This is a genomic window from Rahnella sp. CJA17(1/100) (assembly GCF_963881615.1).
GTDB classification, from domain to species: domain Bacteria; phylum Pseudomonadota; class Gammaproteobacteria; order Enterobacterales; family Enterobacteriaceae; genus Rahnella; species Rahnella aceris.
In genome coordinates, this window is record NZ_CAWOJA010000012.1 from 1 (window position 1) to 25,182 (window position 25,182).

General features: G+C 52.2%; 24 protein-coding genes, 2 pseudogenes and 1 other annotated feature. Of the genes and pseudogenes, 13 read left to right on the forward strand and 13 right to left on the reverse strand.

Annotation, left to right across the window (positions count from 1 at the left end):
- Positions 1–164 (forward strand): annotated as a pseudogene (locus AACU55_RS08840) (IS4 family transposase); the annotation flags it as partial.
- A 66-nt stretch (positions 165–230) separates the two neighbouring features.
- Here the strand turns inward: AACU55_RS08840 and yciA are convergent.
- The 4 genes from yciA to AACU55_RS08860 form a co-directional block, all read right to left on the reverse strand.
- Positions 231–671: an acyl-CoA thioester hydrolase YciA gene (gene yciA / locus AACU55_RS08845; protein WP_013575935.1), complete on the reverse strand. Its 441-nt coding sequence runs from the start codon at positions 669–671 to the stop codon at positions 231–233.
- A gap of 73 nt (positions 672–744) precedes the next feature.
- On the reverse strand, positions 745–1,284 hold the full coding sequence (locus AACU55_RS08850) for a septation protein A (RefSeq protein WP_013575934.1): 540 nt from the start codon (positions 1,282–1,284) through the stop codon (positions 745–747).
- Positions 1,285–1,383: 99 nt separating this feature from the next.
- Positions 1,384–2,139: a YciC family protein gene (locus tag AACU55_RS08855; RefSeq protein WP_013575933.1), complete on the reverse strand. Its 756-nt coding sequence runs from the start codon at positions 2,137–2,139 to the stop codon at positions 1,384–1,386.
- Positions 2,140–2,252: 113 nt separating this feature from the next.
- Complete coding sequence (locus AACU55_RS08860; RefSeq protein ID WP_013575932.1) at positions 2,253–2,630, reverse strand: YkgJ family cysteine cluster protein; 378 nt, start codon at positions 2,628–2,630, stop codon at positions 2,253–2,255.
- 291 nt (positions 2,631–2,921) lie between these two features.
- Between AACU55_RS08860 and ompW the strand changes: the two genes are divergently transcribed.
- Positions 2,922–3,554, forward strand: coding sequence for an outer membrane protein OmpW (gene ompW / locus AACU55_RS08865; RefSeq protein WP_013575931.1), 633 nt, complete (start codon positions 2,922–2,924; stop codon positions 3,552–3,554).
- Positions 3,555–3,780: 226 nt separating this feature from the next.
- On the opposite strand, the gene AACU55_RS08870 is transcribed toward ompW, so the two are convergent.
- The 6 genes and pseudogenes from AACU55_RS08870 to AACU55_RS08895 all read right to left on the reverse strand — a co-directional run bounded on the left by AACU55_RS08870 (position 3,781) and on the right by AACU55_RS08895 (position 10,887).
- A complete protein-coding gene (locus AACU55_RS08870; protein WP_013575930.1) occupies positions 3,781–4,095 on the reverse strand; it encodes a BON domain-containing protein in 315 nt (104 codons plus the stop codon).
- A gap of 215 nt (positions 4,096–4,310) precedes the next feature.
- Entirely contained in the window at positions 4,311–5,117 is an 807-nt protein-coding gene (trpA, locus tag AACU55_RS08875) for a tryptophan synthase subunit alpha (protein WP_013575929.1), read from the reverse strand.
- The gene (gene trpB, locus AACU55_RS08880; protein ID WP_037034478.1) at positions 5,117–6,307 is read right to left on the reverse strand and encodes a tryptophan synthase subunit beta; all 1,191 of its coding nucleotides are present in this window, start codon (positions 6,305–6,307) and stop codon (positions 5,117–5,119) included. Before trpB ends, trpA begins: the two co-directional genes overlap by 1 nt.
- A 44-nt stretch (positions 6,308–6,351) precedes the next feature.
- Positions 6,352–7,716: a bifunctional indole-3-glycerol-phosphate synthase TrpC/phosphoribosylanthranilate isomerase TrpF gene (gene trpCF, locus AACU55_RS08885; RefSeq protein WP_037034476.1), complete on the reverse strand. Its 1,365-nt coding sequence runs from the start codon at positions 7,714–7,716 to the stop codon at positions 6,352–6,354.
- 3 nt (positions 7,717–7,719) lie between these two features.
- Positions 7,720–9,323, reverse strand: a pseudogene (gene trpD, locus AACU55_RS08890) (bifunctional anthranilate synthase glutamate amidotransferase component TrpG/anthranilate phosphoribosyltransferase TrpD).
- Between the two features lies 1 nt (position 9,324).
- On the reverse strand, positions 9,325–10,887 hold the full coding sequence (locus tag AACU55_RS08895) for an anthranilate synthase component 1 (RefSeq protein WP_037034474.1): 1,563 nt from the start codon (positions 10,885–10,887) through the stop codon (positions 9,325–9,327).
- A 57-nt stretch (positions 10,888–10,944) separates the two neighbouring features.
- Positions 10,945–11,047, reverse strand: a sequence feature (Trp leader region).
- Positions 11,048–11,377: 330 nt separating this feature from the next.
- Between AACU55_RS08895 and rnm the strand changes: the two genes are divergently transcribed.
- The 7 genes from rnm (at position 11,378) to cobT (ending at position 17,621) form a co-directional block, all read left to right on the forward strand.
- Positions 11,378–12,301, forward strand: a complete 924-nt coding sequence (rnm, locus tag AACU55_RS08900) for an RNase RNM (protein ID WP_013575923.1) — start codon at positions 11,378–11,380, stop codon at positions 12,299–12,301.
- Between the two features lie 34 nt (positions 12,302–12,335).
- Positions 12,336–12,956, forward strand: a complete 621-nt coding sequence (locus AACU55_RS08905) for an L-threonylcarbamoyladenylate synthase (RefSeq protein ID WP_013575922.1) — start codon at positions 12,336–12,338, stop codon at positions 12,954–12,956.
- Positions 12,957–13,538: 582 nt separating this feature from the next.
- The gene (gene rluB / locus AACU55_RS08910; RefSeq protein WP_223509797.1) at positions 13,539–14,459 is read left to right on the forward strand and encodes a 23S rRNA pseudouridine(2605) synthase RluB; all 921 of its coding nucleotides are present in this window, start codon (positions 13,539–13,541) and stop codon (positions 14,457–14,459) included.
- A 147-nt stretch (positions 14,460–14,606) separates the two neighbouring features.
- Positions 14,607–15,161, forward strand: coding sequence for a bifunctional adenosylcobinamide kinase/adenosylcobinamide-phosphate guanylyltransferase (cobU, locus tag AACU55_RS08915; protein WP_013575920.1), 555 nt, complete (start codon positions 14,607–14,609; stop codon positions 15,159–15,161).
- A gap of 25 nt (positions 15,162–15,186) precedes the next feature.
- A complete protein-coding gene (gene cobS / locus AACU55_RS08920) occupies positions 15,187–15,939 on the forward strand; it encodes an adenosylcobinamide-GDP ribazoletransferase (protein WP_134706844.1) in 753 nt (250 codons plus the stop codon).
- 16 nt (positions 15,940–15,955) lie between these two features.
- Positions 15,956–16,552, forward strand: a complete 597-nt coding sequence (cobC, locus tag AACU55_RS08925; protein ID WP_134706845.1) for an alpha-ribazole phosphatase — start codon at positions 15,956–15,958, stop codon at positions 16,550–16,552.
- 25 nt (positions 16,553–16,577) lie between these two features.
- Entirely contained in the window at positions 16,578–17,621 is a 1,044-nt protein-coding gene (gene cobT, locus AACU55_RS08930; RefSeq protein ID WP_134706846.1) for a nicotinate-nucleotide--dimethylbenzimidazole phosphoribosyltransferase, read from the forward strand.
- 16 nt (positions 17,622–17,637) lie between these two features.
- Here cobT and cobO read toward each other — a convergent pair whose 3' ends face one another.
- Together cobO and AACU55_RS08940 are read right to left on the reverse strand one after the other, a co-directional pair.
- The gene (cobO, locus tag AACU55_RS08935; protein WP_013575916.1) at positions 17,638–18,228 is read right to left on the reverse strand and encodes a cob(I)yrinic acid a,c-diamide adenosyltransferase; all 591 of its coding nucleotides are present in this window, start codon (positions 18,226–18,228) and stop codon (positions 17,638–17,640) included.
- Between the two features lie 18 nt (positions 18,229–18,246).
- Positions 18,247–19,008, reverse strand: a complete 762-nt coding sequence (locus AACU55_RS08940) for a YciK family oxidoreductase (protein ID WP_015690068.1) — start codon at positions 19,006–19,008, stop codon at positions 18,247–18,249.
- Positions 19,009–19,036: 28 nt separating this feature from the next.
- Between AACU55_RS08940 and AACU55_RS08945 the strand changes: the two genes are divergently transcribed.
- Both AACU55_RS08945 and sohB read left to right on the forward strand, forming a co-directional pair.
- Complete coding sequence (locus AACU55_RS08945) at positions 19,037–19,201, forward strand: hypothetical protein (protein WP_339382229.1); 165 nt, start codon at positions 19,037–19,039, stop codon at positions 19,199–19,201.
- 167 nt (positions 19,202–19,368) lie between these two features.
- Positions 19,369–20,412, forward strand: a complete 1,044-nt coding sequence (gene sohB / locus AACU55_RS08950) for a protease SohB (protein WP_134706847.1) — start codon at positions 19,369–19,371, stop codon at positions 20,410–20,412.
- A 114-nt stretch (positions 20,413–20,526) separates the two neighbouring features.
- Here sohB and AACU55_RS08955 read toward each other — a convergent pair whose 3' ends face one another.
- A complete protein-coding gene (locus tag AACU55_RS08955) occupies positions 20,527–20,778 on the reverse strand; it encodes a YciN family protein (RefSeq protein WP_013575913.1) in 252 nt (83 codons plus the stop codon).
- Between the two features lie 463 nt (positions 20,779–21,241).
- On the opposite strand from AACU55_RS08955, the gene topA reads away from it, so the two are divergent.
- Both topA and cysB read left to right on the forward strand, forming a co-directional pair.
- Positions 21,242–23,839, forward strand: coding sequence for a type I DNA topoisomerase (topA, locus tag AACU55_RS08960; RefSeq protein WP_013575912.1), 2,598 nt, complete (start codon positions 21,242–21,244; stop codon positions 23,837–23,839).
- A gap of 350 nt (positions 23,840–24,189) precedes the next feature.
- Positions 24,190–25,164 carry an HTH-type transcriptional regulator CysB gene (gene cysB / locus AACU55_RS08965; protein ID WP_013575911.1) on the forward strand — a complete coding sequence of 325 codons (975 nt, stop codon included), beginning with the start codon at positions 24,190–24,192 and terminating at the stop codon, positions 25,162–25,164.
- Positions 25,165–25,182 lie beyond the last annotated feature (18 nt).

Genomic DNA, 25,182 nt, shown 5'->3' on the forward strand with positions numbered 1-25,182 from the left:
TGCCGTGGGCATCAGCGGGAGCCATCCCGGGTCATCTGAAGCATTTTTACAGCAACGCAGCGATGCTAAAACTGCCCTCGAGACGTGAGCGTGAATATGTCAGGGAAGTGAGAGAAAAAAGGTCGAAGTATCCCTTAAAAAACAATGCCGGTCACCTTAAGTGACCGGCATTAGCCATGAAGGCGACCTTTTTACTTCCAGCCTTTTACTTCCCATCATACAGAACCGGCTTAGTCCTGAGAGACACCGTCGGAATCGACGCTGAAATTACTGCGACCATCAGGCAGCTGGCGCGATTTCCCTTCATCATCTACAGCAACATACGTAAACACCGCTTCAGTGGCCCTGTAACGCTGTCCGATGGGCTCAGAAGAGACTTTCTTCACCCACACTTCCACGTTGATGGTGATCGAGCTATTACCGGTACGAATACAGCGTGCGTAGCAGCACACCACATCCCCGACAGCCACGGGTTTAAGAAACGTCATGCCGTCAACGCGTACGGTCACTACGCGACCTTTGGCGATTTCTTTCGCCTGAATCGCCCCGCCCATATCCATCTGCGACATCAGCCATCCGCCAAAGATGTCGCCATTCGCATTGGTGTCAGCTGGCATCGCCAGCGTACGCAACACCATTTCACCATTGGGTAAGCTATGTTTTTCGTTCATACGATAGGCTTCACACAGTTCAACAATTTGAAAAAGTAAGGCCTTTCAAAGAAAGGCCCGTGCAGAAGAATGCTTATTTTTTTTCGTCATCCGGCATATGCCGGTAAATATAGACGCCACTCAACAGGGTGAATACCAGCGTCAGTGCGGTCAGGCCAAATACCTTGAAGTTAACCCAGATATTCTGCGGTAACCAAAAGGCCACATAGATATTGGCCAGTCCGCACAGCAGGAAAAAGATGGCCCAGCTGACGTTCAGTTTATTCCATACGTGATCCGGCAATGTCAGCTCTTTACCCAACATACGCTGGATTAACGGCTTTTTCAGAACCAGCTGGCTGATCAGTAATGCACCGGAGAACAGCATATAAATAACTGTCACTTTCCATTTAATGAATTCGTCATTATGGAAAACCAGTGTCAGGGTGCCGAAAACAGCGACCATCGCGAAGGTGATTAACGTCATCTTCTCGATTTTGCGATACAGAATCCAGGTAATCACTAACGCTAACGCGGTGGCCGCAATTAACGCGCCTGATGCGACAAAAATATCGTAAAGCTTATAAACCACAAAAAAGACAATCAGGGGAAGAAAATCGAGGAGCTGCTTCATACTTCATTCCATGTTTTATGTATGGGATGACTATACCGGAATCATTTCGCGGACAAAAGAAAAGGGCGCCGGAGCGCCCCTGAAAAAGTTATGTCTATATTATGCATGTAATTTCATGTAAAGACGGAACAGATAAATCAGCATAAAGGCGCTGATCAGGTTGCTCACTGCGCCGAGGATCACTGCACCAATCATCGGATTCAGCGCACTCAGTACGCCAACAAACAGCATCAGCACCACCTGCGCCACAATCCACAGCATCACGGCCGGGGCGACCAGACGCACATTGCTGAAGGCCAGGCGGGTGCTCAGGCGCATTGCTTTGAACACGCCGGCATTCTCTTTACAGGAAATAACCGGTGACATTGACCAGGCAATCGCAATCAGGAATGCCGGAACAAACAGCAGCGCCAGACCGATACGGAACATGATGCTGTAAATAAACAGCAAAATGGCCAGACGTGGCAACACCGGCAATGACGCACTCAAAATTTGCGTGATACTGGCGCGAACGCCCTGAGAAATCAGTTGGATCAACGTCAGAACGCCGCCGACCAGAATAACGTTTCCGGCGAGCGTTGACAGCAGAGCGGCCAGGCTGTAACGGAAAATCGCGCTTTGCTGCTCCGGAGTAATCTGCTGCTCAATATATCCCATCATATCGCCGACGCTCATGCCGGTCATGTTACTCATCAGTTGCCCGATGGCCTCGACCTGCTCAGATGAAGGACTTAAAACCCAGCTTAATATGACGGTGATTAATGCGGCCAGAACCGAGAGCGCCAAAACGCTACTCATCTGATTACGCATAAAATTATAACTGTCACGGTACAACGTACTGGCCGTGATAGACATGGACGCTCCTTGGCAAAAAGCAAAAATCAATAAGGCGGGGATTGTACCCTTTAAATACCCTCCGCCGATAGTTTTGCGCTGATTTCCTGTCAGACCCGTCGATCAATCTCTGCTTAAACGCAACTGAGGTGGCTGAGATCAATCGTCGGTAAATTTACATCCAGAGGGGGCAGGCCATACTTCGCACGGGCACGATCGCAGGCGGCATTGCCGATGCCATTCAACCCTGACTGATCGAATTCGCGGCACGGTGTCGGACGGTTGAGATAAACAGAACAGGAAACCGCATGTCCCACTTCACCCTCCAGGGCAACACAGCGCGGCGTTTTACTGTTCGTGCCTTGCATGCAACTCAGAAAAGGGGTGACTTGCTCTGTCAGTGCCTGCGGAACACAGCCGCCAGCCTCTTCAGATTCAGCCCAATAAAATGAAACGCGGAAATAAGCGCAGCATGCGCCACAGGTCATACAAGGATTGTTAATTTCGCCCATCTTGGAAGTTACCGACTCCTTACGGCACCAAACCAAAACTAACTATGAGTATGCAAATTACGCAGCACCATTTTTTTTAGCAACTGAAATATCACCTGTTAACAAAACAACAAAATCTCCTCATTTTTGATGCAGATCAATTCCTTTGTTTTTATAGATTTAGATCGCTTTGCGGAAGATGCATTTTCTTACTTTTTGTTTTAAAGATGTGATCCCGCATTGATCAAACCATACCAAAGAGTAGGTATCATTCGCGCAGTTGATAACTAATCCACACAAAGGGAAGGGACAATGAAAGCAGCATATTGGGCATTAGTGGCAGCAGCGGCATTTCCGGCAGTCTCGAGCGCACATCAGGCAGGGGATGTGATTTTTCGCGTAGGGACAGCCACGGTTCGTCCGACAGAAGGCTCGGACAACGTGCTGGGTCTGGGTTCATTTAATATCAATAACAACACGCAGATGGGATTAACCCTCGGTTACATGTTCACTGACAATATCGGGATGGAGTTGCTTGCAGCCACGCCGTTCCAGCACAAAGTCGGTCTGCAAAGTACCGGGACTATCGCAGAAGTGAAACAATTACCGCCGTCTCTGATGGCGCAATATTACTTTGGTGACCGTCAGGACAAATTGCGTCCGTACCTCGGAGTAGGTATCAACTACACCACATTTTATGACGCGGATTTCAACCAGACCGGGCGTGATGCCGGGCTGTCTGATTTAAGCGTCAAAGATTCCTGGGGTGTGGCAACGCAGGCTGGTCTGGATTACAACCTGGACGATAACTGGTTAATTAACATGTCTGTCTGGTGGATGGATATTGATACGGAAGTCAAATTCAAAGCTGGTGGTGAGCAGCAAAACATCAACACCCGGATCGACCCATGGGTCTTTATGTTTGGCGCCGGCTATCGTTTCTGATTTCCGGAAAGACGGTCCAAAAAAAGAGGCGCTTCGGCTAATGCCGGTCACTTAAGCATTTTTATGAATACAAATTCATTTTTGTGCTTCAAAGGATAATGAAGGAATCAGGCTTATAGCGCTATTTTTCTTCATCGAAGGCCCAAATTCACGGGCCTCATTTCCTTAAGTGACCGGCATTAGGCGCTTCGGCGCCTCTTAGATTTTCAGTTTGCTACATTCCTGATTATTTCAGTCGCATATCATTCTCAATTGAACGCACACCGGCTACGCCGCGAGTCACTTCAACTGCACGGTTTGCATCTGCTGTTGACGTCACAAAACCACTCAACTGTACGCGGCCTTTAAAGGTCTCGACACTGATCTCAGTGGATTTAATACTCTTATCTGCCAGCAGGGCAGATTTTACTTTTGTGGTGACGACAGTGTCATCGATGTAACCACCGGTTCCTTCTGATTTTTTGGTCGGCGCACAAGCGGCAACAGCCAGGACCACAACCGCTGCCATGCAGAATGCGGACAATGTTTTGAATAGCTTCATAAAATAACACTCCATGATTTGTTATAAAACCAAAAGAAACAACATGTTAGCTGAGCAGATGATATCTCTCTCATACAGTATCATTGATCTGCAGAGTAATTTTAGTTTGGATTATTGAAATGGGTAATACAAATTAAGCGGGGTAAAAAAAAGTAAGAAATTAAAAGAAACAGAACCTTAGTCACTGTATGACTGAGGTTCTGTCTGAGAGAGGGTTAAGCGCGGGTCGCGGCCTTCATTTCACTGACAAAGCGGGAAAGCTGAGCCAGCATTTCAGAAGGCTGATGCTGATTGTTTTCGATGATACGCACCGTAGCTGAACCGGAAATAGCACCGGCTGCGCCTGCGGCCAGCGTTTCTTTCACCTGTGAAGGTTCGGAAATACCAAAGCCCTGCAAGGGTGGCGCGGCATTGTATTCACGTAACTTATCAACCAAGTGATTCAGCGGCGTCAGCGCGCGTTTTTCAGTGCCTGTCACGCCTGCACGTGACAGCAAGTAAGTGTATCCGCGGCCATGAGACGAAATCTCACGCAGCAAATCGTCAGAGGCATTTGGCGGACAGATGAAGATAGGAGCGATGCCGTGGCGTAACGCGGCCGCACGGAATGGCGCAGATTCTTCAAACGGCACATCGGCAACCAGCACCGAATCGACGCCCACTTCAGCGCAACGCTGATAGAAGGTTTCAATACCATTGTGGAACACCAGGTTGGCATACATCAGCAGGCCAATCGGAATATCCGGATGCTTTTCGCGAATACGGGCCAGCATGTTGAAGCATTGCGTTGGCGTCACACCCGCAGCAAAAGCACGCAGGTTTGCATTCTGAATGGTCGGGCCATCGGCCAGAGGATCGGAGAACGGCACACCCAGTTCCAGTGCGTCGGCACCGGCTTCAATCAGCGTATCGATGATGGACAGTGACAGCTCAACGCCCGGATCGCCCAGCGTGACAAAAGGAACAAATGCGCCTTCTTTTTTGCTTTCCAGACGCTTGAATAATTGCTGATAACGTTCCATTAAATCTCTCCCCGGGCAGTCAGGATGTCGTGTACGGTGAAAATGTCTTTGTCGCCGCGACCTGACAAATTCACGACCAGGATTTGTTCTTTCTCTGGTGTTTCCTTGATCAGTTTCAGCGCGTAAGCCAGCGCATGAGAGGATTCCAGTGCAGGAATAATCCCTTCATGGCGGGACAATTCTTTAAAGGCATCCAGCGCTTCATCATCGGTAATCGACACATATTCTGCACGACCAATACTGTTGAGGAACGCGTGTTGCGGGCCGACGGACGGGAAATCCAGACCGGCTGAAATCGAGTAGGATTCTTCAATCTGACCTTCAGAGGTCTGCATCATCGGTGCTTTCATGCCGAAGTAAATACCGACGTGACCGTGTTTGAGCGGCGCGCCGTGTTGTCCGGTTTCAATGCCCAGACCACCCGGTTCAACGCCAATCAGCTTCACGCTGGTATCGTCGATGAAATCCGCAAACATACCGATCGCATTGGAGCCGCCGCCGACGCAGGCAATCACCGCATCCGGCAGGCAGCCTTCGCGTTCCTGCATCTGCACTTTGGTTTCTTCGCCGATCATACGCTGGAATTCACGCACGATGGTCGGATACGGATGCGGGCCTGCTGCCGTGCCCAGCATGTAGTGGGCTTTTTCATAGCTGCCAGACCAGTCACGCAGCGCTTCATTACAGGCATCTTTCAGCGTGGAAGAACCGCTGTGAACCGGAATCACTTCAGCCCCCATCAGACGCATACGGAACACGTTTGGCGACTGACGCTCAATGTCTTTTGCGCCCATATAAATGCGGCATTTCAGGCCGAGCAGCGCACAGGCCAGTGCCGATGCCACGCCGTGCTGACCCGCGCCGGTTTCGGCGATGATTTCAGTTTTGCCCATGCGTTTGGCCAGTAATGCCTGACCCAACACCTGGTTAGTTTTGTGCGCGCCGCCGTGCAGCAAATCTTCACGCTTAAGGTACAGCTTGGTTTTGGTGCCTGCGGTCAGGTTTTTACACAACGTCAGCGCTGTCGGGCGGCCTGCGTAGTTTTTCAGTAAATCAATGAATTCGGCCTGAAACTCAGGGTCGCGCTGTGCGCTGACAAAAGCTTCTTCCAGCTGAGCCAGCGCTGGCATCAGAATTTGCGGGACATACTGGCCGCCAAATTCGCCAAAGTAGGGATTAAGTAAAGTCATGTTATCGCGTCCTGTCTGTCAATTTTTGCGTCATTGCGTGCGGCTTAATACGCCCGCAATGTCTGGAATACGGCATTAATTTTCCCGGCATCTTTGATGCCCGGCTCGCTTTCAACACCGGAGTTGAAATCCAGGCCTGCGCAACCGAGTTGTGCGGCTTCGACGCAGTTATCTGCGCTCAGTCCACCAGCGAGTAAGGTGTTGCTCAAATCCTGACCGGCCAGTTTGCTCCAGTCGAACCGGTGACCCGTGCCCCCTTTGCCGTTGTCCAGGACGTAACGATCCACGTGATTCAGGTCGCGCGCTGGCAATGTTTCTTTGACGCTCAGCGCTTTCCAGATCTGAACCGTTTGCGGCAAGGCTGTGCGCAGGGCATCGATATAAACCTGATCTTCGTCGCCATGAAGCTGCACGGCGGCCAGGTTTAATGTCTGAGCCGTCTGGGCCACTGTGGTGATTTCTTCATCCCGGAACACGCCGACATACTTCAGCGGTGCACCGTTTTGTACTTCTTTCGCCAGCGTGTGGGTCACAAAGCGCGGTGAGGTGTCGACGAAAATCAGTCCGCCATAAATAGCGCCAGCTTCGTGCGCGGCTTTGGCATCCTGAGCGCGGGTCAGGCCACAGACCTTGTTTTCACCGAGCAGCACCCGACGAACGGCACTGCTCAGGTCTTGTTCCGACATCAGCGCACTGCCGATCAGGAAGCCATTGGCGAAGCGGCTCAGTTCACGGATTTGTCCGTAAGTATTAATACCTGATTCACTGATGACCGTGACGCCATGCGGTACGCGCGGTGCCAGCTCACGGGTGCGGTTCAGGTCGATAGACAAATCGCGCAAATCGCGGTTATTGATACCGACGACTTTGGCTTTCAGTTTAACGGCGCGATCCAGTTCTTCTTCATTACTGGCCTCCGTCAGCACGCCCATGTTAAGGCTGTGAGCAACTGCGGCGAGCTGAACGTACTGATCGTCATCGAGCACTGACAGCATCAGCAAAATCGCATCAGCCTGATAGAAACGGGCCAGATGGATCTGATACGGGTCGATAATAAAATCTTTGCACAGCACAGGCTGTGTGACGGTTTTGCTCACCAGCGGCAGAAAATCAAAACTGCCCTGGAAGTATTTTTCGTCCGTTAATACGGAGATGGCGGAAGCGTAGTCTTTATAAACGCTGGCGATTTCTACCGGATCAAAGTTATCGCGGATCTTGCCTTTCGACGGAGACGCTTGTTTGCACTCCAGAATAAAGGCCGTTCTTGCCCCTTGCAGGGCATGGTAGAAACTGCGCTGGCTCTGAGTTATGTCGTTCTGAAAGCTGGCCAGCGGTTGCTGATCTTTACGTGCCGCGACCCAAATTTCTTTATCGCGAACAATTTTGTGGAGCACGGTTTCCTGCTGCATCACTTATCCTCTTGCTGCCAATGCCACCACGCGCTGGTAGGGTTCACCGCTACGCATGACGGCCAAAGCCTGTTGTGCATTTTGCTTTAAATCTTCCTGACCGAACAGACGCAGTAACATCGCCACATTAACGGCCACTGCGGCTTCATGGGCCGGATCTCCTTTACCTTGTAATAAGCGTGCCAGAATGTCACGGTTTTCTTCCGGCTCGCCACCCAGCAGGGATTCTATCGGATAATTATCCATACCGAAGTCCTGTGGCGTCAGTTCATAACTGGTTATTTGACCGTCTTTCAGCTCCGCAACCTGCGTTGCCGCGTGGATCGCCACTTCATCCATGCCGCCGCCGTGAACCACTGCCGCACGCTCATAACCCAGTGCCCGCAATGTTTCTGCAATCGGCTGCACCAGTTCGGGGCTGTACACGCCAATCAGTGCCAGCGGAGGACGTGCCGGGTTGATCAGCGGCCCGAGCACGTTAAACAGCGTGCGGGTTTTCAGCGATTTACGCACCGGCATCGCATGGCGGAAACCGGTGTGGTATTGCGGCGCGAACAGGAAACACACACCCAGATCATCAAGCGCGGCCCGGGATTCTTCCGCAGGCATATCCAGACGGATGCCAAAAGCAGCCAGTAAATCCGATGAGCCCGAACGGCTGGACACGCTGCGGTTGCCGTGTTTTGCCACCCGTGCCCCACACGCCGCCGCTACAAAGGCGCTGGCGGTGGAAATATTGATGCTGTTGGTGCCGTCGCCGCCGGTGCCGACAATGTCCGCAAACGGATAGTCAGGACGCGGGAACGGCTCGGCGTGTGCCAGCAATGCTTTGGCGGCGCCGGCGATTTCAGCCGGTTGCTCACCGCGCACTTTCATGCTGATTAATGCACCGGCCAGTTGCGCCGGTTCCAGTTCGCCATTCACGATGGCGGTAAATAGCTGCTGGCTTTCTTCCTGCGTCATTGTCTGAGCGCGGAACAGATTGTCGAGAATGCCGGGAATAGTTTGCGTTTGCATGACAGTTCTCCTTACGCCAAAGCCCAGGCCAGTGTCTGCTCAAGCAGACGGGCGCCCTGTGAAGTTAGAATGGATTCCGGATGGAACTGGAAACCGCAGACGCGATCTTCTTCGTGACGTACTGCCATCACCATATCGCCGTAGCGGGCGTTGACGGTCAGTCCTTCAGGGATCTGGCTGCCGACCAGCGAGTGATAACGCGCCACCGGCAGCGGATTGTTCATACCGGCAAACATCGCTTCGTTGTCATGCGTAATAGAAGAGGCTTTGCCGTGCAGGATTTCACCGGCCTGGCCGACGAAACCGCCGTAGGTTTCCACAATTGCCTGATGACCGAGGCAGATACCGATAATCGGCAACTGACCGCGCAGGCGTTTGAGCAGCTCAGGCATGCAACCGGCTTCGGACGGCGTACCCGGTCCCGGAGAAAGCACCAGCACCGGTTTTTCCAGCTGGCTGAGTTTTTCAATAATGACGTCAGCCGGGATCTGATTGCGATAAATCACCACGTTATGTCCGCTCGAGCGCAACTGATCGACGAGGTTGTATGTAAAGGAATCGACGTTATCGATGAGTAAGATATCGGCCATCTTAAAATACCTCTTTCGCATTATGGGCGGTGGCGATGGCACGCAGCACTGCACGGGCTTTATTACGGGTTTCGTCGGCTTCGGCTTGCGGAACGGAATCGAGCACCACGCCGCCGCCAGCCTGTACGGTGGCGATGCCGTCTTCGACATAGGCGGAGCGGATCACGATGCAGGTATCTAAATCACCGTGAGCGGTGAAGTAACCCACTGCGCCGCCGTAGCTTCCGCGACGGGTTTGCTCGGAGGCAGAAATCAGCTGCATGGCGCGCACTTTCGGTGCGCCGGTCAGTGTGCCCATGTTCATCACGGCCTGATAAGCGTGCAGTACGTCGAGGTCATGACGCAGCGTGCCAACCACGCGGGACACCAGATGCATCACGAAGGAATAGCGGTCAACTTTAGTCAGGTCCGCCACGTAACGGCTGCCCGGCTCACAGATACGCGCCAGATCGTTACGCGCCAAATCCACCAACATCAGATGTTCGGCCAGCTCTTTATGGTCAGTCCGCATTTCCAGTTCGATACGGCTGTCGAGATCCAAATCCAGTGAACCGTCAGCACGGCGACCGCGAGGGCGTGTACCGGCAATCGGATAGATTTCAATCTGACGGTTTGTCGCGTCGTATTTCAGCGCACTTTCCGGCGACGCGCCGAACAACGTGAAATCGTTATCCTGCATGAAGAACATATACGGGCTTGGGTTGTTATTTTTCAGCGTTTCGTAAGCGGCCAGCGGAGCAGGGCACGGCAATGAGAAACGGCGTGAAGGCACCACCTGGAAAATTTCACCGGCGCGGATCGCCACTTTCATCTTCTCTACCACTGCACCAAACTCTTCATCGCTCTGATTTACGCTCAGTTGCATTTCCGGCACGCTCTGGTGCGGAATGGCGTGCGGCGGTAGCTGTAACTGGTGCTGCAGTTGTTCAAGGCGGGCTTGCAGACGCTGTTTCTCTTCCGGCGACGGCGTAAACAGGCTAGCCTGCAAACGGCATGAACGGTTCTGATGGTCGAGTACCAGCAGAGTTTCTGCCAGATAGAAGCAGAAATCCGGGCAACGCTGGTCAGACTCTAATGCCGGTAAATCTTCAAAACCGGCGACCAGATCGTAGGCAAACAGGCCTCCGAGGAACATCGCTTCGCGCTCATCGGCAGGCGCTTCAACTGAGGTCAGGATGCTGCGCAACGCATCAAACACGGAACGCGAACGCAGGCGGGCGTCTTCATCCTGCATCTGGTCGATGGACGGGAAACTCAGCTCGCGGCCATTCGGACGCACGTCGTTACGAATTTCAGCCGGTAACGCGGCGTCAATCAGTGAGAGTAATGACGCGCCGTTTGGCGTGAGTGCCTGAATCGAAACCCGGGAACCCAGCGCCGTGATGCGCAGGGCGCTGTCGACAATCAACAGGCTCTTCAGGTTTTCTTTGCTGGTCACTTCGGAGGACTCCAGCAGCAGGGTCGCCGGACGGGCGCCGCACAACTGATGGAAAATGGCCGTCGGGTCGCCGCGGTAACATCCTTCTGCGGTCAGCAATTCTAAACGTGGTTTCTGAATAGTCATTTTGCTTCCTGAAATTTTCTCAACGTTTGTATTAAACGGATTTCAAATTAGACGGCCACAAAAAAGCCCGCATTATGCGGGCTTCGGAAATCTTGCAGCGTCTGATGACAGCTATGCGTGATTACTCCGCCCGACAAGGGGAAGTACGCCACCAGCTGAGAACCGCCATCATGTAAGTTTTCATCATCAGACACTCTTGTTTGTTTATGAAGCTATCGTTTTTAAAACGTAAGCTTTCTGAATCGGTTTGTCTCGGTGTTCATTGCTGAGTTATTCCGTGAACTTGCGTACTAGTAAACTAGTTCAGGGATGTAAAGTCAACCCTCTTTTAGCGCAATTTCCCCCTTTGGTGCGGCGACGTTGTGCAAACACTGTTGTTATAGCACTGTAACAGTGCGTAACGGCCGGGTGAAATCATCCCTAACGTGCAACTCACTAACGCGTTATGATATGTGCTGCATTCAGAAACAGGTTAATTCCCTACGTGACGATGACTTTACCAACAAACACTTCGCCTTCAGCAGACGACCAGATAACCCGCAACGCATTTACCCTTTACGATCTCCACAGCCATACCACGGCATCTGACGGCTATTTAACACCGGAAGCGCTGGTGGCGCGTGCAGTAGAAATGCGTGTCGGCGTGCTGGCGATCACCGATCACGACAGCACGGAAGGGCTGGCGCGGGCGGCGCGGGCGATTGCTGACAATCAGCTGCCACTGCAACTGGTAAACGGTGTCGAGATTTCTACGCTGTGGGAAAATCATGAGATCCATATTGTCGGGCTGGGTATCGACCCGGGGCATCCGGCGATGGTGGAATTACTGAAAGTGCAGGCCGATTTGCGTCAGCAGCGTGCGCAGGAAATGGGCCGTCGTCTGGCGAAAGCGCGCATCGAAGGCGCGTGGGAAGGTGCGTTACGTCTGGCCGATGGCGGAGCCGTCACCCGTGCACATTTTGCCCGTTATCTGGTGGAATTCGGCGCGGCTGACAACATTGCGCAGGTATTCAAAAAATACCTCGCCAAGGGCAAGACCGGCTACGTTCCGCCACAGTGGTGTACAATAGAACAAGCGATTGATGCAATTCATCAGTCTGGCGGACAGGCGGTTGTCGCCCATCCGGGACGTTATGAACTGTCCACAAAATGGCTGAAACGCTTACTGGCGTTCTTTGCTGAACAGGGCGGCGACGCGATGGAAGTCGCGCAATGTCAGCAGGCACCCAATGAGCGTGCACAACTGGCGGCTTACGCCCGTGATTATCAGTTGCTCGCCTCACAGGGATCTGATTTCCATCAGCCTTGTTCGTGGATTGAGCTGGGGCGCAAACTTTGGCTTCCCGCAGGCGTAGAACCGGTATGGCAACACTGGCCGGTCGCCGGGAAACAGCCTGAAATTGAACCGGTCTGAAGCCCGACCGCAGAAGAAGAATTAAGAGGGAAAAATGAGTCAATATTTTTATATTCATCCGGAAAACCCGCAGCCCCGCCTGATTAATCAGGCCGTAGAATTGCTGCGCAAAGGCCAGGTTATCGTGTATCCGACAGATTCCGGTTATGCACTGGGTTGCCGTCTGGAAGAGAAAAACGCCATGGAGCGTATTTGCCGGATTCGTCAGCTGGACAGCAACCATAACTTCACCCTGGTGTGCCGTGATTTGTCTGAGCTGTCGACTTACGCCTATGTGGATAACGCAGCTTTCCGCCTGATGAAAAACAACACGCCGGGCAATTACACGTTCATCCTGAAAGCGACCAAAGAAGTGCCGCGCCGTCTGATGAGCGAGAAACGTAAAACGATCGGCCTGCGCGTGCCGTCCAATCCGATTGCGATTGCCTTGCTGGAGGCGCTGGGCGAGCCGCTGATGTCGACCACGCTGATGCTGCCGGGCAATGACTTTGCAGAATCCGATCCGGAAGATATCAAAGATCATTTGGGCAAGGTGGTGGATCTGGTGATTGATGGCGGGTCTATTGGTCAGCAGCCTACCACGGTGGTTGATCTGACAGAGGCTGCGCCCGAAGTAGTGCGTGAAGGCGCGGGCGATCCGACACCGTTCCTCTGAGGCTTGTTTGAAAAATAACCGGACTGCAACGTTTTTTGCAGGATACAAATTGCATATAAATGTGTATAATGGCAGGCTGACTTTTTTCTAAGTCATTGTAATGATACGCAATAACTGAATTTTTGCGGGCAGATGACAAATCAGGTCATGCTGCCGGCTCCCCCCGACGCCTGTGAAGGCGACAAATGAGGCTGCTCAATGAGCGAGAAGTATAATTCCCAGAAGCACACCAGCGACAAATCCAAAGCGTCACGTCCATCTGGTGACAAGCCAAAAAGTGGCAGGAATTCCGGCGCAGCAAAAAGCCGTCCGGAACCGTCGCGGGCTGAAAAGCGCGGCGAAAAGCCACGTACTGACAAACCACGCAGCGACAAGCCACGTTCAGACAAACCACGTTCTGACGCAGGCCGCAGCGATTCGCGTTCTGAATCCCGTATCGACAATTCACGTATAGAAAAAGCACGCAGCGGCAAACCGGGTCGTCCGGAACATGCACGCGGTGAAAAGCCACGTACGTTGAAACCTCGCGGAACCAAACCTAAAGCTGAAGCACTGTTTGATGAAAACGGTGACGAAGAAGAAGTGAAATACCAGAAGCCGAAGAACGCACTGGACAGCACCGAAGGTCAAAGCGAAAAACTGCAAAAAGTCCTCGCCCGCGCAGGTCATGGTTCACGTCGTGAAGTTGAAGCGATGATCCAGGCTGGCCGCGTCAGCGTTGACGGTAAAATTTCTACGCTGGGCGACCGCGTGGAAGTTACCGGCGGCACCAAAATTCGTCTTGATGGACACGTTCTGTCAGTGATGGAATCTCAGGACACCGTTTGCCGCGTACTGGCGTACTACAAGCCTGAAGGCGAGTTGTGTACACGCAATGATCCGGAAGGCCGTCCGACCGTCTTTGACCGTCTGCCAAAAATGCGCGGTTCCCGCTGGATCGCCGTAGGTCGTCTGGACGTTAACACGTCAGGCCTGCTGTTATTCACCACCGACGGTGAACTGGCTAATCGCCTGATGCACCCGAGTCGTGAAGTTGAGCGTGAATATGCCGTACGTGTTTTCGGTCAGGTTGATGATGAAAAAATTAAACAACTGAGCCGTGGCGTGCAGCTGGAAGACGGTCCTGCGGCGTTCCGCTCGATCAAATTCCAGGGCGGTGAAGGTTTGAACCAGTGGTACAACGTGACCCTGACAGAAGGACGTAACCGCGAAGTTCGTCGTCTGTGGGAAGCTGTTGGCGTACAGGTAAGCCGTCTGATCCGCGTGCGTTACGGTGATCTGAATCTGCCTAAAGGCCTGCCTCGCGGTGGCTATAAAGAGCTGGATCTGCCAGACATCAACTATCTGCGCACACTGGTCGACATGACGGAAGAAACTGTCAGCAAACTGCCGGTTGAGCGTGATCGTCGTCGCGTAAAAGCCAACCAGATCCGTCGTGCTGTGAAGCGCCATACTCAGGTTGCACCGACGCGCCGCACTACCGGCCCGGCAAAACGGGGTTAATCGCTGACAAGCGAGGCACTTGCGTCTATGCTCATAAACCGCAGTCAGTGACTGCGGTTTTTTTTGCTCAAAATTCAGGGCATAACATTATTCTGCATCCACCCTGTTCATGAATACTCTTCAGTAATACAACGCAAGGAGCTGATTATGATGCTAATCACCGGAGGTGCCCGCAGTGGTAAAAGCCATTTTGCTGAGCAGATAGCAGAGAAACGTGGCGGCGAGGTGCTGTATATCGCCACCTCGGTCGTTACTGATGCCGAAATGGCGGATCGCATCCGTTATCACCAGCAACAACGTCCGGCTCACTGGCATACGTTTGAAAGCTATCGTGATCTGGGGGATGTCGTACTCGCGCATCAGGCGCAGTTTCCGACCATTATTATCGAGTGCATCACGACGTTGATTACCAATCTTCTGTTTGATCTGGCCGGTGAAACGCCGCCGGAACACATGGATTTTGACGCAATAGAACAGCATATTTTTGCGCAAACCACGAAACTGATGGAAGCTGCGCAACATCCTGAATCTGAAGTGATTATTGTCACTAACGAAGTGGGGATGGGCATTGTGCCGGATAACCTGCTGGCGCGGCGTTTTCGTGATATTGCGGGGCGGGTGAATCAGCAACTGGCTGCCGCGGCGGATGATGTGTACCTGATCGTATCCGGCATTCCGGTACCGGTGAAAACATCGGAATAAAACGACTCAGAACAGGGTGTTTATTATGGCTTTATGGCGGCTGTTTCTCGCGACATTGCAGTTTCTCACCCGCATCCCGGTCAGGGATCGCTGGTGCGATGGCATTGAACTGAAAGAGTATGCACGCGGCATTGTCTGTTTTCCGCTGGTCGGGCTGGTTATCGGTTTACTGACCGCGCTGGTGTGGCAGATTTTAATGCCGCATATCGGTGTGCTTCCGGCGGTGATTGCCGTTGTCATTGCACATATTATGCTGACCGGCGGTTTACATCTCGACGGGCTGGCCGACAGTTGCGACGGTTTATTTTCGGTGCGCAGCCGGGAGCGTATTCTCGAGATTATGCGCGACAGCCGGATCGGCACCAACGGCGCGCTGGCGCTGATTGTGGCTGTTCTGTTACGAACCGCACTGGTTTATCAGATGAACGCCGACGGATTGCCGGTGCTGGCGTTTCTTATCGTCACGCCGGTTGTCGGACGGAGCATGATGGCGGTGATGATGTACCGTCAGGCTTATGCCCGCGAGTCGGGAATGGGCAATTTGTTTATTGGTAAGATCAGCGAAGGGCGCTTTGGTATCACATTACTGTTGATGGCAACGCTGGTGCTGCTCATCGGCGGGTTATTCTCCCTATTTGCATTACTGGTGACGTTGCTGTTTGTTCTCGGTTTCCGGCGTTTTGTCGCCACGCGCATTGGCGGCCAGACCGGCGATACGCTGGGCGCGGCATGTGAAGTGAGTGAACTGGTCTTTCTGTTTTTCCTGTTATGGCACTGAGACAAGGGACAAAATTATGAAACTGTATCTGATACGGCACGGACAAACTCAGGCTAACGTTAACGGCGTTTTTTGCGGCAGCAGCGACATTGCGCTGACCGCCGAGGGTGAGCGACAGGCGCAGCATGTGGCGCGTCAGCTGGCTTCTACTTCGCTTGATGCACTGATTCACACGGATATGCGCCGCAGCCGCGATACGGCGGGCATTATTGCTTACGGGCGCGAACTGGCAATGGAAACTCAGCCGCTGTTGCAGGAAATGGGGTTTGGCGAGTGGGAAATGCGTCATCACAAAGAACTCGAAGCCTCGCAGGCAGAAGGCTATCAGGCCTGGTGTCAGGACTGGCAAAAGGCCGACGTACCGCAAGGTGAGTCATTTACAGATTTCACTCAGCGTATCCGGCAGGCGTTGCAGCAGTTGCATTTGCGTCCGCAGGAAAGCAGGCTGGCAATAGTCGCGCATCAGGGTTCACTCAGCCTGCTGCTGGCGATGATGCTGAAACTGGCACCGGCTGACATGTGGCGTTTTCCATTTAAGCAAGGCTGCCTGTTTGAAATTGATCTCAGCCCCGGCGCTTGTGTCATTCAGCGTTTTAATGACAGCGGTATTTAACTTTTAAACTGGTAAGGACAACCCGATGGCTTCTCTGGCCAATATTATCCGTCAGATTGCTGAACCCGATGCACAGGCCGCACAAACGGCTGCTGCGCGGCTCGACAGTCTGGTAAAACCTTTAGGCAGTCTTGGCCGCCTGGAACAACTGGCGATTCAGCTGTCATCCATCCGGGGTGATCAGCCTTTGCATTTTCCGAGCAAAGAAGTGCTGGTGATGGCGGCCGATCATGGCGTATGGCAGGAAGGCGTCACACCCTCCCCGCAGGAGGTAACGGCGATTCAGGCGGTGAACATCGTGCAGGGCAAAGCCGGGGTTTCTGTGCTGGCTCGGGTAGCCGGGGCGCAGGTGACGCTGATTGACTGCGGAATCATTGGGCCGGATATTCCCGGTACGCTGAATCACAAAGTTGCGCAGGGAACAGGCAATATTGCCACCGGCCCGGCGATGACGCGCGAACAGGCGGAATCTTTACTGATCTGGTGTGCGGAACGGGTGATCGCGAAAGCTGAAAACGGTTTATCCCTGCTGGCTGTCGGTGAGCTCGGGATGGCAAACACCACGCCGGCGGCGGCGATGGTGGCGGTGCAGACCGGCGCTGCGCCAGCGCAAACCGTCGGGCTGGGTGCGAATCTTCCGCCGGACAGACTGGCGCATAAAATCAGCGTGGTCGAAAAAGCCATTGCGGTAAATCAGCCGGATCCGTCAGATGCACTGGATGTGATGGCGAAAGTCGGGGGATTCGAACTGGTAGCCATGGCGGGTGCGATGATTGGCGCGGCGGCGGCGGGGATTCCGCTGGTGCTGGATGGCTTCCTTTCTTACGCGTCGGCGCTGGCGGCGTGTCAGTTAGCTCCTGCGCTGAAACCCTATCTTATCCCTTCGCATATTTCAGCAGAGCAGGGCGCAACGCTGGCGCTTGAAGCGCTGGGCCTGCAACCGTATTTCGATCTGAATTTACGACTGGGCGAGGGCAGCGGCGCGGCGCTGGCGTTACCGCTGATTGATGCTGCCTGTGCTGTCCATAACGAAATGGCGACGCTGGCGGAGTGTCAGATAGCGCTTTAAAAGTAAAAGCAGGGCGTTACCAGTCGATTCCCTGCTGCGCCATAATTCCGGCGTCAAACGCATGTTTCACCGGACGGAGTTCGCTGACGGTATCGGCCATTTCCAGCAGATCACGATGGCAGCCGCGCCCGGTGATAATCACGGTCTGGTGCGCGGGACGGGCTTTCAGCGCATCCACCACGTCCTGCAAATCCAGATAGCCAAAACTGACCATATACGTCAGCTCATCAAGCACCACGAGATCTAATGATGCATCAGCCAGCATCCGTTTACCGTGCTGCCAGACAGCCTGGCAGGCTTCGGTATCCGTTTCTTTATTCTGCGTTTCCCAGGTAAAACCGGTCGCCATCACCTGAAATTCCACGCCATGAGGCTCGAGCAGATTTTTCTCGCCGTTAGGCCATTCACCTTTAATAAACTGGATCACTGCCGCGCGCATGCCATGGCCGACAGCGCGGGTCACCGTGCCAAATGCCGCCGTGGTTTTGCCCTTACCGTTACCGGTAAATACAATCAGTATTCCGCGCTGTTCTTTGGCGGCGTCAATGCGCGCATCAACCTGTTCTTTCAGCTTTTGCTGGCGCTGTTTATGGCGATCTTCAGTCATCAGAGACTCCGTGATTATTTATTCTGCCGGACCGGCTTTGCGCCCTGGCTGGGCATCAAAACTGATACCTGTTTTACGGCGGCTGTCATCGCCCATCAGATACAGATACAGCGGCATAATATCAGCCGGTGTCTTGAGTTTATCTTTGTTTTCATCGGGGAACGCGGAGGCGCGCATGCTGGTGCGTGTGCCGCCAGGATTGATGCAGTTGACGCGCAGACCGGTATGCTTATGTTCTTCGGCCAGCACCTGCATCATACCTTCGGTGGCGAATTTTGACACGGCGTAAGCACCCCAGCCGCTGCGGCCTTCGCGTCCGACGCTGGACGTGGTGAACACCAGCGAAGAACTGGCAGATTTCAGCATCAGCGGCAGTAACGACTGAGTCAGCATAAACGTGGCGTTCACATTGACCTGCATGACGTTCATCCAGTCCTGCAACTTAATCTCAGCCATTGGCGTGATGTCAGTCAGCAATCCGGCGTTGTGCAAAACGCCGTCCAGATGCGGCACCCATGCAGCGATTTGATCTGCGACGCGCTGGCAATCCTGCTGACTGGCGGTCTGTAAATCCAGTGCATAAATGAAAGCTGGTCGCAGATTACGTGCGGCAATTTCCTGCTGCACACTGGCCAGTTTACTCTCAGTACGGCCCAGTAAAATCACCTGCGCGCCGAAACGGGCATACGTCAGTGCGGCTTCACGGCCGATGCCGTCGCCGGCGCCAGTGACCAGAATGATACGGTTATTGAGCAAATCGGATTTAGGATGATAATGCACGGTCAGTCCTCTTAAGGGGGGCGGCGATGTGGCGGTAAATGACGTCATCACATCAGGCGCTCTTCATATCAAAAATGGCGGAAACGGGAGATATTGCGCTCAACCAGAGTCCGGCATTTTGGTGAAAATTTTAGCTTTTTCGGGTGCAATCACCGCTTATATGCCTCAAATGAGCATGAGTTTCAATGATTAACCGAAAAGCGGGCAGCTCTTTTGTAACAAAATTGGAACACAGACGCACTCTGTTTTACGTCTGGGTCATGATGTCATCTTCGAACAAGACGTCAGTGCGGCGATTGTTTAGAATGTTTAACATCTTTCTTACCACGGTTTTATTACCACGTTGAAAAGGCGGTATGTGTGGATTTACTTTCTCTTTATGGACTATTTTTGGCCAAAGTCGCGACCGTTGTGATCGCCATCGGCGCGCTGGTCGTGTTGTTTGTCGGCCTCCGTCAGCGTAAATCTCACGGCAAAGGTGAGTTACAGCTGGTCGATTTAGGTGAACAGTATCGCGAAATGCAACGTGAAATGCGCAGTGCGCGCATGAACCCTGCCGAACTTAAAATTCGCAGCAAGGAACTGAAGAAAAAGGATAAAGCGGAAGCAAAACAGAAAAAACTGCAAGCCAAAACCGGCAGTTCGAAAAGCAAACCTTGCCTGTATGTACTCGATTTCAAAGGCAGTATGGATGCCCACGAAGTCACCTCACTGCGGGAGGAAATCTCGGCGGTGCTGGCCGTCGCAACACCGGAAGACGAAGTGTTGTTGCGTCTCGAAAGCCCGGGCGGTGTGGTGCACGGTTACGGCCTGGCGGCATCACAACTGGTGCGTCTGCGTCAGAGCGGTATTCGTCTGACGGTCGCGGTAGATAAAGTCGCAGCCAGTGGCGGTTACATGATGGCCTGTGTGGCGGACAGGATTGTCGCCGCGCCGTTTGCCATCATCGGTTCGATCGGCGTGGTGGCGCAGATCCCAAACTTTAACCGTTTGCTCAAACGAAATGACATTGATATTGAGTTGCACACGGCGGGCGAGTTTAAACGTACCCTGACGTTGCTGGGTGAAAATACCGAAGAAGGCCGTGAAAAGTTCCGTGAAGATCTGAATGAAACGCATGTGCTGTTTAAAGAGTTTGTTCATCAGAACCGGCCGTCGCTGGACATCGATGCGGTAGCCACCGGTGAGCACTGGTTTGGTACCCAGGCGCGTGAAAATGGCCTGATTGATGCTATTGGTACCAGTGATGATTTACTGATTGCAGAAATGAAAAATCATGAAGTAATTGCAGTGCGTTACAGTCGTCGTAAACGCATGATGGATCGTTTCACCGGCAGCGCGGCAGAGAGTGCTGATCGCCTGTTCCTGCGCTGGTTACAACGCAGTCAGAAACCGCTGCTGTAATCTATTTTTTTCGCAAGGCATAAAATAAAAAGGGACGAATGTCCCTTTTTAATCCTGCGGATTAAGCCCCGCCGTTTACCGGTTGTGTATACCTTTATTAGCGATTGTTTTATCTCAATCTTCGAGATGGTATTTTTCTGAAAAAAGATGAGCCAGGTGTTTAAACATATTAAATACCGCAGTGGTTTTTCTGGTCGGTAAACCGTCTTCATCCATGAAAAACTCCCCGCGGAAAACCAGCACATTGCCTTTCTGCTCAACCTCTGTCGCCAGCATTCCATGCATGTAATCTTCGTGCTCACGGATAACCTTATTCGCTTCGACCAGTAAAGCTTCGCGACTAATTGCCGATGTATTTTCGTGCATGATATTTACTCCCCACTATAATTGCTGACGTTATTGTAATCCTGACGCAGATAAAACCGCAAATCTGCTGGGGGTAATCTGCTTAATCGCTCTGGTTATAATTTGAGCGTCTCTATAAAAAACGGGCGCGTATTGGCGAAAAGGGCCTTTCCGTGTTAATTAGTTTGCGTGACGATTTTTATCAGGTAGAGTGTGGGATTTTGTGGCTTCAGGTGGAATGTTTTGTTTACGCTTGGTCATTATTTGACTTAAAAATGGGCGCATTCTGCTGAGCCCTGTCTGGTTAATCCCTCGCAGAATCAGTGTTTTGAACCTCTGGAAGTCAGTTCGCTCCTTCTTTTAAAGAAATCAGTTGACGTTCTGACTCACTGCCGCAATATAAAAAAAGACGTGATATTGTGCCGCGGCATAACTAGACAAAATCTTCTTCAGATGATGAAGAATCATTCAGGTAAAGGTAATTATGGGCAAAGCTCTCGTAATAGTTGAGTCCCCGGCAAAAGCCAAAACGATTAATAAATATTTAGGAAATGACTACGTTGTTAAGTCCAGCGTTGGTCATATCCGTGATTTACCGACCAGTGGATCCGCTGCTAAAAAGACCGCCGACTCAACCGAAGAAAAAACAAAGAAAAAAGTAAAAAAGGATGAGAAAACCGCGCTGGTTAATCGCATGGGCGTCGATCCGTATCACGGTTGGGAAGCACAATACGAAATACTTCCGGGTAAAGAAAAAGTTGTTGCTGAGTTAAAAGCGTTAGCGGAAAAAGCTGACCACATCTATCTCGCAACCGACCTTGACCGCGAAGGAGAGGCGATTGCCTGGCATTTGCGGGAAGTGATTGGTGGTGATGACAAACGTTTCAGCCGTGTCGTTTTTAACGAAATTACCAAGAACGCGATTCAAAACGCCTTTAAAGAACCTGGCGAACTGAATATTGATCGTGTGAATGCTCAGCAGGCGCGTCGTTTCATGGACCGCGTGGTGGGTTACATGGTTTCTCCGCTGCTGTGGAAGAAAATTGCCCGTGGTTTATCCGCAGGTCGTGTTCAGTCCGTTGCGGTGCGTCTGGTCGTCGAGCGTGAGAAAGAAATCAAAGCGTTCGTGCCGGAAGAATACTGGGAATTGCATGCGGATTTGCTGGCGAAGAAAGAAACCGCGCTGCAAATGGAAGTCACGCATCATCTCGAAAAACCGTTCAAACCGGTCAATAAAGAACAAACTCACGCGGCCGTTTCGCTGCTTGAAAAAGCGCGTTACACCGTGGTGGATCGTGAAGACAAACCGACCAGCAGCAAGCCGGGTGCGCCTTTCATTACTTCCACACTGCAACAGGCGGCCAGTACGCGTCTGAGCTTCGGTGTGAAGAAAACCATGATGATGGCCCAGCGTCTTTACGAAGCCGGTCACATTACCTATATGCGTACGGACTCCACTAACCTGAGTCAGGACGCCGTGGAAATGGTGCGCGGCTATATTGGCGAGAATTTTGGTGATAAATACCTGCCGAAAGCGCCGCTGCAATACAGCAATAAAGAGAATTCTCAGGAAGCGCACGAAGCGATTCGTCCTTCTGACGTGGCCGTGATTTCAGAACAACTGAAAGATATGGAAGCGGATGCTCAACGTCTGTATCAGCTAATCTGGCGTCAGTTTGTGGCCTGTCAGATGACACCGGCTCAGTACGACTCCACTACGCTGACGGTGAAAGCGGGCGATTACTCTCTGCGCGCCAAAGGTCGTACGCTGCGTTTTGATGGCTGGACCAAAGTCATGCCGGCGTTGCGTAAAGGCGACGAAGACAGAACCTTGCCGGCGATCGAAGTGGGTACGGATCTGGAGCTGCAACAACTGCTGCCCACCCAGCATTTCACCAAGCCGCCTGCGCGTTTCAGCGAAGCGTCTCTGGTTAAAGAACTGGAAAAACGTGGCATTGGCCGTCCGTCTACCTATGCGTCGATCATTTCGACCATTCAGGACAGGGGTTACGTTCACGTTGAAAACCGTCGCTTCTACGCAGAAAAAATGGGGGAAATCGTTACCGATCGTCTGGAAGATAACTTCCGTGAATTGATGAACTACGATTTCACCGCACGTATGGAAGACGGGCTGGATCAGGTCGCCAACAACAAGGCGGAATGGAAAGCCGTTCTGGATGAATTCTTCACTGAATTCAGTAAGCAGCTGGAAACTGCTGAGAAAGACCCGGAAGAAGGCGGTATGCGCCCGAATCAGATGGTGTTGACCAGCATTGAATGCCCGACCTGCGGACGTCCGATGGGGATCCGTACCGCCAGCACTGGCGTGTTCCTCGGTTGTTCCGGTTACGCCTTGCCGCCGAAAGAGCGCTGCAAAACCACCATCAACCTGATTGCTGATGCCGAAGTGCTAAACATTCTGGAAGGTGATGAAGCCGAAGCCAACGCGCTGCGTGCGAAACGTCGTTGCGTCAAATGCGGCACGGCGATGGACAGCTATCTCATCGATAATCAGCGCAAATTGCATGTTTGTGGTAACAACCCGGAATGTGATGGCTATGAAATCGAAGAGGGTGAGTTCCGCATCAAGGGTTATGACGGCCCGATTGTTGAGTGCGAAAAATGTGGCTCTGAAATGCACCTGAAAATGGGACGTTTCGGTAAGTACATGGGCTGTACCAATGACGAATGCAAAAACACCCGTAAGATTTTGCGAAACGGTGACGTTGCGCCGCCGAAAGAAGATCCGGTTCCGCTGCCGGAATTGCCGTGTGAGAAATCAGACGCCTATTTCGTGCTGCGTGACGGTGCGGCAGGGGTATTCCTGGCTGCCAACACGTTCCCTAAATCGCGCGAAACCCGTGCGCCGCTGGTGGAAGAACTGAAGCGCTTCAAAGACCGCTTGCCGGAAAAACTCAGCTATCTGGCCGATGCGCCGGTGGCCGATCCGGAAGGCAATAAATCAATGGTGCGTTTCAGCCGTAAAACCAAGCAGCAGTATGTATCTTCAGAAAAAGACGGCAAAGCCACTGGCTGGACCGCTTTCTTTGTCGACGGTAAGTGGGTCGAAGGCAAAAAATAATTATCGCCGTCATACGTTAAGCTGTTAAGCAGTTGTAAAAAACCAGTCTTCCGGACTGGTTTTTTTATTGCATTAAGATCTATCATCGCGGAGTTATGCGTGTTTTTATTATCAGTCTGCGACAGTCCTCGATTATCGTTATGTTCTTCGGGTATACATGACGCCAATAATGGATATAATTGTTATATAAAATTTATTCTTATGCACTTAAGTAATAAGTTAATGCGTCTGGGGCATAAAAACGGTGCGTTCACAGACTTCCGGTAGTCGATAAAAAATCATTTCCAGACTGTTCAGCCAACGGATGAACAGGGATGGCGACAGGGTTTGAAACCAGGGTGGTATGAGATATGAAATTGCAGCAACTGCGCTACATCGTAGAGGTTGTTAATCACAATCTGAACGTCAGTTCGACGGCAGAAGGCCTGTACACGTCGCAGCCTGGGATCAGCAAACAAGTGCGGATGCTGGAAGATGAACTCGGGATCCAGATTTTTTCCCGCAGCGGTAAACATCTGACACAGGTCACGCCGGCAGGGCAGGAAATCATCCGTATTGCCCGTGAAGTATTGTCTAAAGTGGATGCGATCAAAGCTGTTGCTGGTGAGCATACCTATCCGGACAAAGGTTCGCTGTATGTCGCGACGACGCATACGCAGGCGCGTTATGCCTTACCGAATGTGATTAAAGGCTTTATCGAGCGTTATCCGCGCGTTTCATTGCATATGCATCAGGGGTCGCCGACGCAGATTGCTGAAGCAGTTTCAAAGGGCAATGCGGATTTTGCTATCGCCACCGAAGCGCTCCATCTGTATGACGATCTGATCATGCTGCCTTGCTACCACTGGAACCGTGCCGTGGTGGTTCAGCCTGATCATCCGCTGGCAGGTAAAGAGAAAGTCACCATTGAGGAACTGGCAGCTTATCCGATTGTGACCTATACCTTCGGCTTCACTGGCCGTTCAGAACTGGATACCGCGTTTAACCGCGCCGGTCTGACGCCACGCATTGTATTCACCGCCACCGATGCTGACGTCATCAAAACCTATGTCCGCCTGGGGCTGGGCGTCGGTGTCATCGCCAGCATGGCAGTGGATCCGGTTCAGGATCCGGATCTGGTGACAGTGGATGCGAGTGATATTTTCACCTACAGCACCACCAAAATCGGTTTCCGTCGCAGTACATTCCTGCGCAGCTATATGTACGATTTTATCCAGCGCTTTGCGCCGCACCTGACACGTGATGTGGTTGATACCGCTATTTCCCTGCGCTCCAACGAAGACATTGAAGAAATGTTCAAAGACATTAAGCTGCCGACAAAATAAGTCGTCATCCTCTATTTT